15 protein-coding genes are annotated in these 14,089 nt (G+C 58.1%); 9 read left to right on the top strand and 6 right to left on the bottom strand.

The genetic code is table 11. From position 1 onward, the window contains the following. Together JHD64_RS19360 and bamC are read left to right on the top strand one after the other, a co-directional pair. The coding region (locus JHD64_RS19360; protein ID WP_199055112.1) for a dihydrodipicolinate synthase family protein at positions 1-301 on the top strand (301 nt) is incomplete at its 5' end. Between the two features lie 24 nt (positions 302-325). Continuing rightward, positions 326-1,483, top strand: a complete 1,158-nt coding sequence (bamC, locus tag JHD64_RS19355) for an outer membrane protein assembly factor BamC (protein WP_199055104.1) — start codon at positions 326-328, stop codon at positions 1,481-1,483. A 612-nt stretch (positions 1,484-2,095) separates the two neighbouring features. On the opposite strand, the gene JHD64_RS19350 is transcribed toward bamC, so the two are convergent. Continuing rightward, complete coding sequence (locus JHD64_RS19350) at positions 2,096-3,229, bottom strand: cupin domain-containing protein (protein ID WP_199055103.1); 1,134 nt, start codon at positions 3,227-3,229, stop codon at positions 2,096-2,098. 139 nt (positions 3,230-3,368) lie between these two features. Here JHD64_RS19350 and JHD64_RS19345 point away from each other — a divergent pair, with 139 nt between their 5' ends. Beyond that, positions 3,369-3,848: a peptidylprolyl isomerase gene (locus JHD64_RS19345; RefSeq protein ID WP_059287093.1), complete on the top strand. Its 480-nt coding sequence runs from the start codon at positions 3,369-3,371 to the stop codon at positions 3,846-3,848. A gap of 271 nt (positions 3,849-4,119) precedes the next feature. On the opposite strand, the gene prmC is transcribed toward JHD64_RS19345, so the two are convergent. From prmC to JHD64_RS19320, 5 genes are all read right to left on the bottom strand, one after another. Then, positions 4,120-4,935 carry a peptide chain release factor N(5)-glutamine methyltransferase gene (prmC, locus tag JHD64_RS19340; RefSeq protein ID WP_199055114.1) on the bottom strand — a complete coding sequence of 272 codons (816 nt, stop codon included), beginning with the start codon at positions 4,933-4,935 and terminating at the stop codon, positions 4,120-4,122. A gap of 12 nt (positions 4,936-4,947) precedes the next feature. Then, on the bottom strand, positions 4,948-6,294 hold the full coding sequence (mgtE, locus tag JHD64_RS19335; RefSeq protein ID WP_370540987.1) for a magnesium transporter: 1,347 nt from the start codon (positions 6,292-6,294) through the stop codon (positions 4,948-4,950). A gap of 275 nt (positions 6,295-6,569) precedes the next feature. Beyond that, on the bottom strand, positions 6,570-7,253 hold the full coding sequence (gene mtgA / locus JHD64_RS19330) for a monofunctional biosynthetic peptidoglycan transglycosylase (RefSeq protein ID WP_059287080.1): 684 nt from the start codon (positions 7,251-7,253) through the stop codon (positions 6,570-6,572). Between the two features lie 4 nt (positions 7,254-7,257). Beyond that, a complete protein-coding gene (gene aroE, locus JHD64_RS19325; protein WP_199055098.1) occupies positions 7,258-8,079 on the bottom strand; it encodes a shikimate dehydrogenase in 822 nt (273 codons plus the stop codon). Between the two features lie 127 nt (positions 8,080-8,206). Beyond that, complete coding sequence (locus JHD64_RS19320) at positions 8,207-8,659, bottom strand: rhodanese-like domain-containing protein (protein ID WP_059287078.1); 453 nt, start codon at positions 8,657-8,659, stop codon at positions 8,207-8,209. Between the two features lie 266 nt (positions 8,660-8,925). Between JHD64_RS19320 and glnA the strand changes: the two genes are divergently transcribed. The 6 genes from glnA to JHD64_RS19290 all read left to right on the top strand — a co-directional run. Beyond that, a complete protein-coding gene (glnA, locus tag JHD64_RS19315; protein WP_059287077.1) occupies positions 8,926-10,344 on the top strand; it encodes a type I glutamate--ammonia ligase in 1,419 nt (472 codons plus the stop codon). Positions 10,345-10,750: 406 nt separating this feature from the next. Beyond that, positions 10,751-11,431 carry a hypothetical protein gene (locus tag JHD64_RS19310; RefSeq protein ID WP_146215990.1) on the top strand — a complete coding sequence of 227 codons (681 nt, stop codon included), beginning with the start codon at positions 10,751-10,753 and terminating at the stop codon, positions 11,429-11,431. Beyond that, positions 11,428-11,976: a FlgO family outer membrane protein gene (locus JHD64_RS19305; protein WP_059287075.1), complete on the top strand. Its 549-nt coding sequence runs from the start codon at positions 11,428-11,430 to the stop codon at positions 11,974-11,976. Before JHD64_RS19310 ends, JHD64_RS19305 begins: the two co-directional genes overlap by 4 nt. Positions 11,977-12,159: 183 nt before the next feature. Then, complete coding sequence (locus tag JHD64_RS19300) at positions 12,160-12,645, top strand: DUF4124 domain-containing protein (protein ID WP_199055096.1); 486 nt, start codon at positions 12,160-12,162, stop codon at positions 12,643-12,645. Between the two features lie 100 nt (positions 12,646-12,745). After that, positions 12,746-13,801 (top strand): nitrogen regulation protein NR(II), encoded by a 1,056-nt coding sequence (glnL, locus tag JHD64_RS19295; protein ID WP_059287073.1) that lies wholly within the window; start codon positions 12,746-12,748, stop codon positions 13,799-13,801. A gap of 27 nt (positions 13,802-13,828) precedes the next feature. Further along, a partial coding sequence (locus JHD64_RS19290) for a response regulator (protein ID WP_199055094.1) occupies positions 13,829-14,089 on the top strand: 261 nt, incomplete at its 3' end.

Below are 14,089 nucleotides of genomic sequence, written 5' to 3'. Positions count from 1 at the left end.
GGCCTTCATGCTGTGCGGCGGCAATGGCGTGATTTCGGTCACCTCCAATGTGGCACCGAAACTGATGAGCCAGATGTGTGCTGCAGCCATCGCCGGCAACACCGTGCTGGCTCGCCAGCTGAATGACAAGTTGCAGGGTCTGCACAAGCAGCTGTTTGCCGAACCCAATCCGATTCCGGCCAAATGGGTACTGCAAGAGCTGGGCCTGATCCCCGACGGCATCCGCCTGCCCCTTCATGTGATGTCGGAAAGCCTGCGCCCGCAGCTGACCGCCGCCATGAAGCAGGCTGAACTCATCTAATCCCCTGACGACAAGGGAGTCCGCATGAAACGAAGCGCGCCTGCCGCGATTCTGCTGGCAACCGGCATCCTCGCCGGTTGCAGCACCTCCAATCCGCTGGAAAAGAAGCTGGACTACAAGTCCGCCGAGCCGCCCAAGCTGGGTAACTCGCTGGAAGTACCACCAGACCTGACTGCACCGCAAATCCAGAACAAGTATGTGATTCCGGCCACCGGCAGTGCATCGGCACTGGCCAACAGCAGCAATGCCGCCGCCGCGCAGCAGGTAGCAGCACAGCCGGTAACGAACGAAACGGTCGCCATCAAGAGTATCGACAATATCACCATGGAGCGTGCCGGCACCCAACGCTGGCTCGCCGTGCAGGGCAAGTCGCCCGCCGAACTGTGGCCGGTACTGAAAGCCTTCTGGCAGGAAAACGGTTTTGTCATCAAGACAGAAGAGCCTGACCTCGGCATCATGGAAACCGACTGGGCCGAAAACCGTGCCAAGCTGCCGGCAGACGGCATCCGCAAGCTGATGGAAACCGTTGGCCTGGGTGGTGCGATGTCGACTCCGGAGCGTGACAAATTCCGCATCCGTCTGGAAAAAACTGCCAACGGTACCGAAATCTACTTCTCGCACCGCGGCATGTACGAAACCTTCATCAACGAAGGCAAATCGGACACCATGTGGCAACCGCGTCCGGTTGACCCGAATCTGGAAGCCGAGCTGCTGGGTCGTTTCATGATCCGCATGGGCATTACCGAAGAGAAGGCCAAGGAAGCCCTCAAGCAAACCCAGCTTGCGGCAGACAAGCCCAAAGAAGCGATTGTGGATGGCAAGCTGAACATCAACGACAGCTTCGACCGTGCATGGCGCCGTGTGGGCCTGGCTCTCGATCGTATCGGCCTGGTGGTCAACGACCGCGATCGCTCGCAAGGCATTTACTATGTGAAGCCTGCCAAGGGCGAGCTGGACAAGAACGACGGCAGCTCCAGCGGTGGTTTCTGGTCCAGCCTGGCCTTCTGGAAGAGCAAGGAAGCCGACGACAAGAGCAGCCCCACCGGGCCGGAATACCGCATCCTGGTCAAGGATGTCGGCAATGGCCTGAGCACTCTTGCCGTACAGGACAAGCAAGGCAAGCAGCTGTCCGACAGCTTTGCCAAATCGGTCCTGTCCAAGCTTCAGACTGAACTGCAGTAAAGCCAGTACATTCCTAGACAAAAGCCCGCACAAGCGGGCTTTTTTCTTGCCTGCTCCGGCAGTGATACACATCTTCTGCGGAACATGGGCGTAAAAAAACCGGCCGAGGCCGGTTTTTGGTGCTTTCGCGCTGAATTACTGAGCAGCGGAAGCAGCCGGAGCGGAAGCAGCAGCAGCGGAAGCGTCAGCAGCCGGAGCGGAAGCGTCAGCAGCCGGAGCGGAAGCGTCAGCAGCCGGAGCGGAAGCTTCAACAGCAGGAGCGGAAGCTTCAGCCGGAGCATCAGCCTTCTTACCGCAAGCGGACAGAGCAACGGCCAGCAGGGCAGCAACGAGGAGCGACTGTTTCATTTTTTCTTGACCTTTAAAGATAAGTTAACAAGACGTCAATTTAATCGCCCAAGCTGTTTTGGAAATGACTGGGCGACTGAAAATCTTTCAGTGCGCAAATTGTATCACGAAAAAAATTGCTGTGTAGGGGGGCAAGCTAGCAAAAACGCCACCACCCCCACCGCAACCTCCCGCAATGCAGCATTCCCGGCAAAATAGACGTTTGAACGCCAATCGCAGCAGGGTAGCAGCCTTGCTATGTGTACATTTGAACATCTGATGTGGTTATTTTGCTACAGACTGCGGAAAATGCCAATAACCAGTTAAGTATCCTTGGTACAGCTGATCCAATAACGACGGCCTGATGTCGGCAGCCGACAAGCGACGCTGATTGGCAAACTGTTGCCACACAGCAACATCATCCGGTTCGATTTCGAGAAGCTCACCATTGCAATAGAACATTCCATGACGGAACAGGATGAGGCTCTTGCGGTCCAGCTCGATCCCCTTCTCCCCCAGGGCAGCGGCAAACTCGTCTTCGTCCAGCTCATCTTCCGGCGCATCGTAGAACACATGCGCTTTGGGTTCGGTCAGGTAATGGCCGAGGAAGTCGCTGACAACCTGCTTGTCCCAGCTGATCTGGCTGAGCATCTGGCTGACCTTGTCCACCATCTCGTCGCTGATGCGCGCCGGATCGGACTGTCGCTGCAATTCCGGGTCGGCATAGCGCCCCTCCAGGCAGATGCGATCCTGCAAATACACCAGGAATTGTGTGGCCAGTTCCTGCGTCGGCGCGGCACGGAAGCCGATGGAATAAGTCATGCCGGGCTCCAGTGCCACGCCATAGTGTGCGCACTTGGGCGGCAAATAGAGCATGTCGCCATGCTCGAGCACGAACTCCTCTTCCACGCGGAAATCCTGCAATACCCGGATGGGGGCATCCGGGATGAAATCATCATCGGCCTGGGAGGAGATTTGCCAGCGCTTGCGCCCTCCCACTTGTAACAGGAACACGTCGTAGGAATCGAAGTGCGGGCCAACCGTGCCCCCCGGCGGGGCATAGCTGATCATCAGGTCATCCAGCCGGGCAAAGGGAATGAAATCGAATTGCCACAGGATTTTGTCGATATGCGGCAAGTGATGATTGACGTTCTGCACCAGAATGGTCCAGTCGGTTTCTCCGAGCTTGCGGAAACGGGCGGGACGGAAGGGGCCGCGTTCCAGATGCCATTTGCCGTTACGGTTTTCGATCAGGCGCGATTCAACATCGTCCTGCATCGCCAGTTCGGACAGGCATTTGAAATCAACGTGCGGCCCCACATCGGTCAGCGCGCCACGAATCAGCAGCGGCTTTTTTTGCCAGTATTCATTAAGAAATTGTTCAGGGGTGAGTCCACCCAGCAATGTCATCGGTTTCATGGCAGTTTCACGGGCTTGCAGGCCCTTCTATGGTTTACAATACGTTCAAGCGGCTGTTCCGCACCATTCCTTGCAGGAGAAGGAAGTCTCGCGCTCCCTGCCCTGTCAAGATTTTTCATTTCATCCCGGACAATTTCTGATGCAAATCGCCAAAGATACCGTCGTCACCCTCCACTACGAGATGTTCGACGCGGAGAATACTCTCCTCGACAAAACCGAAGAACCGATTGCCTACCTGCACGGTGGCTATGATGGCATCTTCCCGCTGGTGGAAGAGGCTCTGCACGGCAAGGCAGTTGGCGACTCCGTGGACGTCAAGCTGACACCGGACGACGCCTTCGGCGATCCGGAAGAAGAACTGGTCCGCGTCGAAGATCTGGACGTGTTCCCGGCAGACGTTGAGGTCGGCATGATGTTCGAAGCCGACGATCCGGAAACCGGCGACGTGCTGCTGTTCCGCGTGACCGACATCGCTGACGGCAAGGCCATTGTGGATGCCAACCATCCGCTGGCTGGCCAGACCATCCGCTTTGTTGCCAAGGTAACCGAAGTACGTGCCGCCACCGCTGAAGAACTCAGCCACGGCCATGTACACGGTGCCCACGGCCACCACCACTAAGCCATGACGACCGGCAGCTGCCGGTCTGATCTGTGCCAGCAATAGGCGCAGTCCGAGTCCTGCTTGCAGGACAAGGACTACGCCTGTTTTCATTTCAGGCCCGCTTCCACCATGGCAGCCCAGCCCGGCTTGCGCAGCGCAGGCGCCAGCATGCCGCTGTAATTAGCTCATCCCTTTGATGCAGGGCAAGCAAGCTCGATTGATTCGCCAATAAAAGCCTGATCAACGGCAGAGGCGAGCCATACCGCGGCAAGGGACAAGCCTCTGCCCATCAGCCCGCCAGCTGCCCCATGCTGACGCGGTCCAGGCCGGCCAGGTCAGGCAGCGTCGCCACCTGCTGCAAGCCGGCAGCCAGCAGCAATTGGCGCACTGCATCGCCCTGATCAAAGCCATGCTCCAGCATCAGCCAGCCTCCCGTCTTCAGACGTGCCGGGGCACCGGCAATGATCTCGCGCAGGCAGCTCAGACCGTCATCTTCGTCGGTCAGCGCCATGCGTGGCTCAAAGCGCACATCGCCCTCGGCCAGATGGTGATCATGCTGTTCGATATAAGGCGGATTGGAAACAATCAGGTCAAAACCCTCCTGCCCCCCCAGTGGCTGATACCAGCTCCCCTGATGAAAATGCACCACGGCGCCCAGCTGTTCCGCATTGCCACGGGCGACCTCAAGTGCAGCCGGCGACAAATCAACGGCCTGCACCTGCCATGCCGGTGCTTCCAGTGCCAGGGTGACGGCAATGGCACCGCTGCCGCAGCCCAGGTCAACTACCTGCGCCGGTGCCGGCCCCAGCCTGGCCAAGGCAGCCTCGACCAGATGTTCGGTTTCCGGGCGTGGAATCAGTACCGCCGGGCTGACACGGAAGCAGCGGCCATAAAACTCGCGCTCACCCAGCAAATAGGCCATGGGCTCGCCTTGCAGGCGACGCTGCGCCAACTGCTTGAAACACTCGGCTTCGTCTTCCGTGAGCGGCAGGTCCGGGTCCGCAATCATGCGGGCATGAGTCAAACCAGGTCGGACATGCTGCAATAGCATGCGTGCTTCAAGACGTGGCAGGGAATGGCAGCGCAGTGCCTGTTCAAGTGTCAGCATGATTCATCATCAAAGCAGGAAAAGGGTGGCCAGGCCAAGGAAAATGAAAAAGCCACCGGAATCGGTGCAGGCGGTGATCAGCACGCTGGAACCCAGCGCCGGGTCTCGCCCCATTTTTTGCATCAGCGAAGGAATCAGCACACCCATGGTGGCCGCCAGCATCAGGTTGAGTGTCATGGCCGCCAGCATGACCAATCCCAGCGACAGCCGTCCGTACAGCGCCCAGGCGATCAGGCCGATGGCCCCACCCCAGACCAGTCCATTGATGATGCTGACCCCCAGCTCCTTGCGCCACAGCCGCCAGGCCTGACCGACCTGCATCTGCCCCATGGCCAGGGCGCGCACAATCATGGTGATGGTCTGGTTGCCGGAGTTGCCGCCAATACCGGCCACAATCGGCATCAGTGCGGCCAGCGCCACCAGCTGGTTGATGGACTGCTCGAATGCACCGATCACGCGCGAGGCGACAAAAGCAGTACACAGATTGATGGCCAGCCAGGCCCAGCGGTTCTTTACCGAATCGACCACCGGGGCGAACAGGTCTTCTTCTTCCTTCAGGCCGGCCAGATTCAGTACTTCGCTGTCCGACTCCTCACGCATGACGTCGACCATTTCATCCACCGTCAGCCGGCCGATCAGCGCGCCACGCTCGTCGACCACCGGCGCCGAAACCAGGTCGTAACGCTCGAAAGCCAGCGCGGCATCGCGCGCTTCATCCTCCGGCTGAAAGGACACGACTTCGGTCGCCATCACCTCGGACACCATCCGCTCCGGATCTGCCACCAGCAGGCTGCGCAAGGGCAGTACGCCACACAGCGCCTCTGCGGCGTCCAGCACGAAAATCTTGTCGGTCTGATGTGGCAGCTCGTCAAAACGCCGCAAATAGCGCAACACCACTTCGCAACTGACATCGGCACGGATTTTCACCAGTTCGAAGTCCATCAGCGCACCGACCGAGCCCTCCGGATAGGACAGTGCGGATTGCAGCTGCTCACGCTCGGCCTCGTCCAGTTCGCCCATCACTTCGTAGACCACCTGTCGCGGCAGGTCGCCGGCCAGTTCGGCCAGCTCGTCGGTATCCAGCTGGCGCACGGCGGCGACCAGTTCGTCCGGGGCCATGGAGTCGATCAGCGTTTCCCGTACCGCATCGGAAACTTCCAGCAGGATATCGCCATCCTGCTGAATCTTGACACGCTGCCATACCAGCAGGCGCTCTTGCAGCGGCAGGGCTTCCAGAATATAGGCGATGTCCGCCGGATGCAGGCTTTGCAGCCGTTGCTGCAAGGCTGACAGCGCATCGGAATCAGCCTGCGCCAGTGCGTCATGGGTCTGATGCAAGCCGATCAGCCTTTGCACCTCGGCCAGGCTTTCACTTAATCGTTCGGCAGTTTGTTTTTTTTCGATAACCGTCAAGCACAACTCCTTCCGCCGCGGCGACGGAGACTGGGCTACACGGTCGGGACGGCGGGAATCAACGACAAAACAGGGGAAAGCCAGCGGCTATGGGATAACTGGGTAAGTCCATGTGCAATACCCTGCCTTTACAGCAGGGCAGAACGGATAAACAGAAGTGGAATTGTAACATGAGCCACCCCTGGCCTTCCAGCCGGGGGCAGCTGCTGTACGGTGGCTTAAGGCAGGTCGGCGTACTGCATGCGCCGCTGGATGATGCGGGTTTTCTTCATCAGGCCAGGCGCATTGCGATGCTCGTCGTAATAGCGCGGATTGGGCACCATGGCGGCCAATTTGGCGGCCTGACCGGCGGACAGCCGCGCGGCACTGGTGTGGAAGTAATAACGGGCCGCGGCCTCGGCACCGAACACCCCATTACCCCACTCGATCACATTGAGGTAGATCTCGAAGATACGACGCTTATCCAGCACCTTTTCCAGCATCACGGTAATAGCGGCCTCTTCCAGCTTGCGCCAGGGCGTTTTCTTGCTGGACAGGAACAGGTTCTTCGCCAATTGCTGACTGATGGTGGAGCCACCGGCCACAATATGGCCCTGCTTCAGGTTTTTCTCGAAAGCCGCCTCGATGCCATCCCAGTCGAAACCTTCGTGGTCGGCAAATTTGGCATCTTCCGCCGCGATCAGCGCGCGCTTGAGATTGGGTGAAATCTGGCCATAGCCCACCCACTTCTGCCGCAATTCGGCATTGGGGTCATCCTCCTGCAGCTTGGCCAGCTGTTCGTTCATGAAGGCACTGGCTTCGGGATTGTGGTCTCGCCAGTACACCACATGCCCCAGAATCCACAGGTTGTACAACACAATGGCGGCCACCAGGACCGCCATGATTTTCAGGAAGAGACGCATCGGATCAGGCCAGCACTTCCCTCAGCATATTGGTGACCTTGCGGGTATCCGGCTGCACACCGCGCCAGATATGAAAGGACTCGGCCGCCTGTTCCACCAGCATGCCCAGGCCATCGGCCAGCATGCCGGCGTTTTCGCTCTGGGCACGCTTCAGGAAAGGGGTGAGACCCTTGCTGTACACCATGTCGTATGCCAGGGTGCGTGCGGTGAAAATATTGGCCGGCAGCGGCGGGATTTCGTTATGCAGGCTGGTGGAGGTGCCATTGATGATGATGTCGAAGGTTTTGCCTTCCAGCGCCTCGTAACCACTGGCGACCACCTCGCCCCAGGGGGCAAAGTGGTGGGCAATGGCTTCCGCCTTGATCAGCGTGCGGTTGGCAATGGTCACCTTGGCCGGCTTCTGCTCCAGGATGGGTTCCAGCACGCCACGCACGGCACCGCCGGCACCCAGGATCAGGATGCTCTTGCCTTCCATCGGGAAATCCAGGTTTTCCACGATGTCGCGCACCAGGCCCACGCCATCGGTATTGTCGCCATAGACTTTGCCATCGCGGAAAGTCAGGGTGTTCACCGCCTCTGCGGCGCGGGCACGCTCGGTGACTTCCTGCGCCATGCGGTAGGCATCGCCCTTGAACGGCAGGGTGACATTCAGGCCCAGACCACCGGCCCGGACAAATTCACCGACCACTTCGTCGAACTTGCCCAGCTCGGCAAACAGCTTTTCGTACTGGATGGATTCACCGGTGGCGCTGGCGAATTCGCTGTGGATAAACGGCGACTGGCTATGGGAAACGGGGTTACCGATGACGGCGTAACGGTTGATCATGATCAGCTTTCTTGGATTCCTGTGGTGCTTCCGCGTCGTGCGGTTCATCTGCTGAGGTAGCACTTTGCCGTGTAACGTCATAAACATCAACCGGTCAATACCCCTGTCCCAACAATTCAGCGCTGGCTCAGCCCTGCACCCAGGGCAGGCCATGTGCCTTCCAGCCAGTCAGCTGGCCACGATGCTCGTGCTCATCCTTGTCCCCCTCGAACCCCTCCAGCACGTTGTAAACCCGGGTATAACCGGCGGCGCGGGCTTGCGTGGCCGCCTCGTGCGAGCGCACACCGCTGCGGCACATCAGTAACAGGACAGCCTGCTTGTCGACGGCGGCTTGCAGCTGCTCGACAAACTGCGCATTGACTTGCATGCCGGGGAAGCTGCGCAGCTCAATGCGCAAGGCACCGGGCACCACGCCGACAAACTGCCATTCCGCCGCACTGCGCACATCCACCAGCACGGCCCCCGGCAGATGCTGGGCCAGATAGTGTGCCTCGGGCGGGGTAAGCGCGCCCTGATAAGGCAGTTGCTGGGCTGCCGCACGCTCGGCGGCCGTTTGCAGGATCAAATCGCTCTGGTCCATTGCTTTCCTTTCTTTGTAATAGGGCCATGCCACGATGCTGGCAGGGTCTGAATCACCACTCACCCGCGCAATGCACAAACATGGTGCAACTGCACGGTGCATTGCATTGATTTGGTGCATTGATAACAACTAGCCGTGCACCAAGCCCTGTGACACAATGATTACATTAGTGTTCGTAGCCTGGCACGCTTCATGCTTCCAGTGAGGCGTACCATCTTTATCAAGCAATATTGCTTTCGATGCACGTTGCCTTTAGGAGAACATTCATGGCGGTTGCAGACGTAGTCAAGCTGATTCAAGAAAACGACGTCAAGTTCGTAGACCTGCGCTTTACTGATACCCGTGGCAAAGAACAACACGTTACCATCCCGGCACACGTTCTGCTGGAAGATGCTGACGAATGGTTCGAACGCGGCCACGCTTTCGACGGCTCCTCCATCGCTGGCTGGAAAGGCATCCAAGCCTCCGACATGCTGCTGATGGCCGACCCGGCTACCGCCAAGATTGACCCCTTCTTCGACGAACCCACCGTATTCATGTCGTGTGACGTGATCGACCCGGCCGACGGCAAGGGTTACGACCGCGATCCGCGCTCCATCGCCAAGCGTGCTGAAGCCTACCTGAAGGCATCCGGCATGGGCGACACCGCCTACTTCGGCCCGGAACCGGAATTCTTCGTCTTCGACAGCATCACCTGGGGCACCGACATGTCCGGCTGCTTCGTGAAGATCAAGTCCGAAGAAGCTGCCTGGGCCTCCGCTGAAGAATTCGAAGGTGGCAACACCGGTCACCGTCCGGGCGTGAAGGGTGGTTACTTCCCGGTTCCGCCGGTTGACTCCGCACAAGACCTGCGTTCCGCCATGGTACTGCTGCTGGAAGAACTGGGCGTGCCGGTTGAAGTACACCACCACGAAGTGGCCACCGCAGGCCAGATGGAAATCGGTACCAAGTTCAGCACCCTGACCCAGCGTGCCGACTGGACCCAGATCCTGAAGTACGTGGTACAGAACGTGGCACACAGCTACGGCAAGACCGCCACCTTCATGCCAAAGCCCATCGTTGGCGACAACGGTTCCGGCATGCACGTACACCAGTCCATCTGGAAAGACGGCAAGAACCTGTTCGCTGGTGACGGCTATGCTGGCCTGTCCGAAACCGCCCTGTACTACATCGGCGGTATCATCAAGCACGCCAAGGCTCTGAACGCCATCACCAACCCGGGCACCAACTCCTACAAGCGTCTGGTACCGCATTACGAAGCTCCGGTAAAACTGGCCTACTCCGCCAAGAACCGTTCCGCTTCCATCCGTATCCCGCACGTGGCCAATCCGAAGGGCCGTCGTATCGAAGCCCGCTTCCCGGATCCGCTGGCTAACCCGTACCTGTGCTTCTCCGCACTGCTGATGGCTGGTCTGGATGGTATCCAGAACAAGATCCACCCGGGCGATGCGGCTGACAAGAACCTGTACGACCTGCCGCCGGAAGAAGACAAGCTGATCCCGACCGTGTGCGCCAGCCTGGACGAAGCCCTGGCCGCCCTGGACGCAGACCGCGACTTCCTGACCCGTGGCGGTGTGTTCTCCAACGAATGGATCGACGCCTACATCGAACTGAAGATGCAGGAAGTGAACCTGACCCGCATGACGACCCACCCGGTCGAATTCGCGATGTACTACTCGCTGTAATGGCAAACCGCCACCGGAACCTTCCGGTGGCTGTGGCAAAACCCGCATGGCACATGGCACTGCGGGTTTTTTCATATCAATTCGAAACGGTCTGCATAGCCTGAGCACGCTGCGGCCTGGTCAGCTTGAGTTTTAATAATGCGCCTCTCCATACGCAGGCGCTTGGCCGTAGCAAGAGCCATTCCCCCAAGCACACACTGCCATACTGCACTCCCTTTCAACACTTAATTCCATGCCTATGTGCAGTGGTCACAAGACAAGAACCAAGGGTTGCTTGCTCGGCACAAAGCCACCTTAACAGCTTGATTTCAAAAAGCAAAATGACATTTGTATTTTATTTCGCAAATGAATATTGATTGGTATAAAATATTTATAAATAAATTTTCATACCAAAAGGTGTGCGCTTGTGAAAAACCCAAGAATTCTGAGCGGAATCGCTATCATTGCCACGCTGACAGCTTGCACAACCGCAACGCTTGATGTGCCGCGTGCGGATAACTACCCCGTATCCAGTCAGCAAAAAGCAAGAGCCGCACATCACTGGGATGTCTTGGCTGCCGACGTAGCAACGCGTATTGCAGAGAAAACACAAAACCGAATCAGCTCCGATCAGGCCATCTACGTGGTACCTGCCACGGATTCCGCCTTCGACAAAGGCTTTCGCAATCTACTCATCACCCGGCTCGTTGAAAAAGGCATTCCCGTAGCCGTTCGTCCCGGTAGCTTGCGGCTGAATATCGAAACCCAAGTGATCAAACACAATAGCAATGCAGGTAATGCCATTCAGTATCCGATGACAACACTGGCAGCAGGCATTGCTGTCGCCCGCGATCTTACCTTTAGCCATGCCGCTGCGACTTACAGCCTGATCGGTTTGGGAGCGGCCGCTGCACTTGACAGCACAAACCTGGCACTGAATGGCAAGGCATCAGGTGGGCCAACCAGAACAGAGGTCTTGGTCACCACATCGCTTGAAAGTGCCAATCAATATCTGGCACGCACATCCGACCTTTATTACATCGAACGTGAAGATTCTGCGCTCTACGCAATTGATGCAATGAAGACCTGGGAGGTGGTAGGCAAATGAAAAAACTCATACTCATCAGTACTATTGTGCTGACGACAGCATTATTGTCCGCATGCCAGACCGTCCCGGAAAGTCCAGTCAAGACAGATTTGATTGAGACCAATTACAAGGCTGTCGATGCTTTGCTACAAGGTGTAACGCTAAATAGCGAACAGCCCTTGCTGGTCGCAACGCTTGTCAATGTCAACGAACTGACCGAGTCTTCCAGCCTTGGGCGTTTGTTTTCCGAGCAAATCGCCGCGCGACTAGCCAAGCGAGGATTGCAAATCAAAGAGCTGAAACTGCGCGATAACCTGTTTATCAAGCAAACCGAAGGGGAGCTCATGCTATCCCGTGAAGTTACCGAGGTTAGCAAATCGCACAAGGCTCAAGCCGTTGTGGTTGGAACCTATGCCGTTTCACCCAGTATGGTTTACATCAATCTCAAGATCGTCAATCCCAATGGCAATCTCGTGATATCAGCTCATGACTATGCCATGCCTATCGATGCAAACATCCGCGGTCTCTTGCCCAAGAGCATGACATCCAGCTACGCCTACCGCTGACCCTGTGCAAGCCCAATGTAGCAAAACCCGCATGGCACATGGCCCTGCGGGTTTTTTCATGGCACTGGCCGGTAGTCAAGTCGTCCTTGCGCTGGTCATGGGACAGCCCGATGTGACGCGGGCCGGGCTTTTGCTTATCATATCGCCACGACCACCCTGTTTTTCTTGCTGATGCGGACTCCCATGAAAACGCTTGCCTTTTGTCTGCTGCTCAGTTGCAGCCTCGCCCAGGCCGAGGTGTACAAATACATAGACGCCAACGGCAATGTCACCTTCACCAATGTACCGATCAAGGGCGCCAAGCCCATGTACCTGGCGCCGCTGTCCACCTATGGCAACAGCGGCAAGAGCAAGCCGGCGGGCAATGCCGGCAGCAAGTCGGCCTCCACCCCGGACGGCTATCCCAATGTCGACAACGGCACCCAGAGCAAGCGCGACGAAAGCCGGCGCAAGATTCTGGAAAACGAGCTGGCCAATGAGCAAAAGGCACTGGCCGATGCGCAGAAGGCCTACACCGACGGTGCCGCCACCCGCAATGGCGATGAAGCCCGCAACTACCAGAAATACCTCGACCGCGTGCAGAAGCTGAAAGATGCGGTGACCGAGCGGCAGAAGAATGTGGATGCGCTGCGCCGCGAATTGGGGCAGGCCACCTCATCTGCACAATAATGGTGCATAATTGACTCCGTAATCGTGCATTCGCTGTGCTCTGGCTTGGCGTGCTTATTGCTAACAGCACCAGGCACAGCCCCCTTCGATCCGGAGCACCATGAACTCTCCCAGCTTTGCCGGCCTGGAATTACTCGACACCCCGGTCCTGATCACCAGCGCCGACGGTGTACTGGAATTCGCCAATCCCGCGTGTGAGAACCTGCTGGCCATCGGCCGGCGCGAGCTACTGCGCCACACCCTGTTCGAGCTGTTTCAGGACAGCCCGGCCCTGCGCCAGGCGCTGAGTACCGCCCTGCAGCACAATGCCGGCTATATCGAACACGACCTGGAACTGCGCACGCCGCATGGCGAGCAGCCACTGCACATTGCCCTGTCGGTGACACCGGTGGATGCTGATGGCCGGCTGGCACTGGTGGAATTGCGGCCCCTCGACCAGCAGCTGAAAATTGCCAACGAAGAGCGGTTGCTGCTGCAACAGCAGGCCAATCGCGAGCTGATCCGCAACCTGGCGCATGAAATCAAGAATCCGCTGGGTGGTATACGCGGTGCGGCGCAGCTGCTGGAACACGAGCTGTCCGACCGGCCCGAATTGAAGGAATACACCGAAGTCATCCAGGAAGAAGCACTGCGCCTGCAGTCGCTGGTTGACCGCCTGCTGGCTCCGCACCGCCGCCATGTGCGCAGTGAAATCAATATCCACGAAGTCCTGGAACGGGTGCGCAGCATCGCCCTGGCCGAGTACCCGCAGGGGCTGATCATCCGCCGCGACTACGACACCAGCCTGCCGCACATGGTGGCGGACAAGGAGCAGCTGATCCAGGTGGTGCTGAATATCGTCAAGAATGCCATCCAGGCGATGAAGGCCAGCGGCGAGGTGATTTTGCGCACCCGAGTTGCCCGCCAGGTCACCCTGGCACGCAAGCGTCACGGGCTGGCATTAAAATTGCAGATTGTCGACAACGGCCCCGGCATTCCGGAGGAAATCAGGGATCACATCTTCTATCCGCTGGTGACCGGACGCGCCGAAGGCACCGGTCTGGGGCTGACACTGGCCCAGGCTTATGTGCACCAGCATGGCGGCAGCATTGAATTCGAATCCCGCCCCGGCCAGACCTGCTTTACCGTAATGCTGCCTTTCAGCAATACGGATTGAACCCAAATAACAGAAACGAGGGCTGCTATGAATAACCCGGTGTGGATCATCGATGACGACAAGGCCATCCGCTGGGTACTGGAAAAGGCACTGGGCCGCAGCGGCATCGGCTTTGACAGCTTTTCCAGTGCAGACGACGCACTCAATGCCCTGTATGACAACACCCCGCGCGTCATCATTTCCGATATCCGCATGCCGGGCACGGACGGCCTGAAATTCCTGTCGCGGGTCAAGGCCGACCACCCGCAGCTGCCGGTCATCATCATGACTGCGCACTCTGATCTGGAC

Origin of the sequence: Aquitalea sp. ASV15 (assembly GCF_016429115.1) — a bacterium.
Taxonomy (GTDB): Bacteria; Pseudomonadota; Gammaproteobacteria; order Burkholderiales; family Chromobacteriaceae; genus Aquitalea; species Aquitalea magnusonii.
Note: the sequence above shows the minus strand (reverse complement) of the source record. Positions and strands in the feature narration are given on the sequence as shown.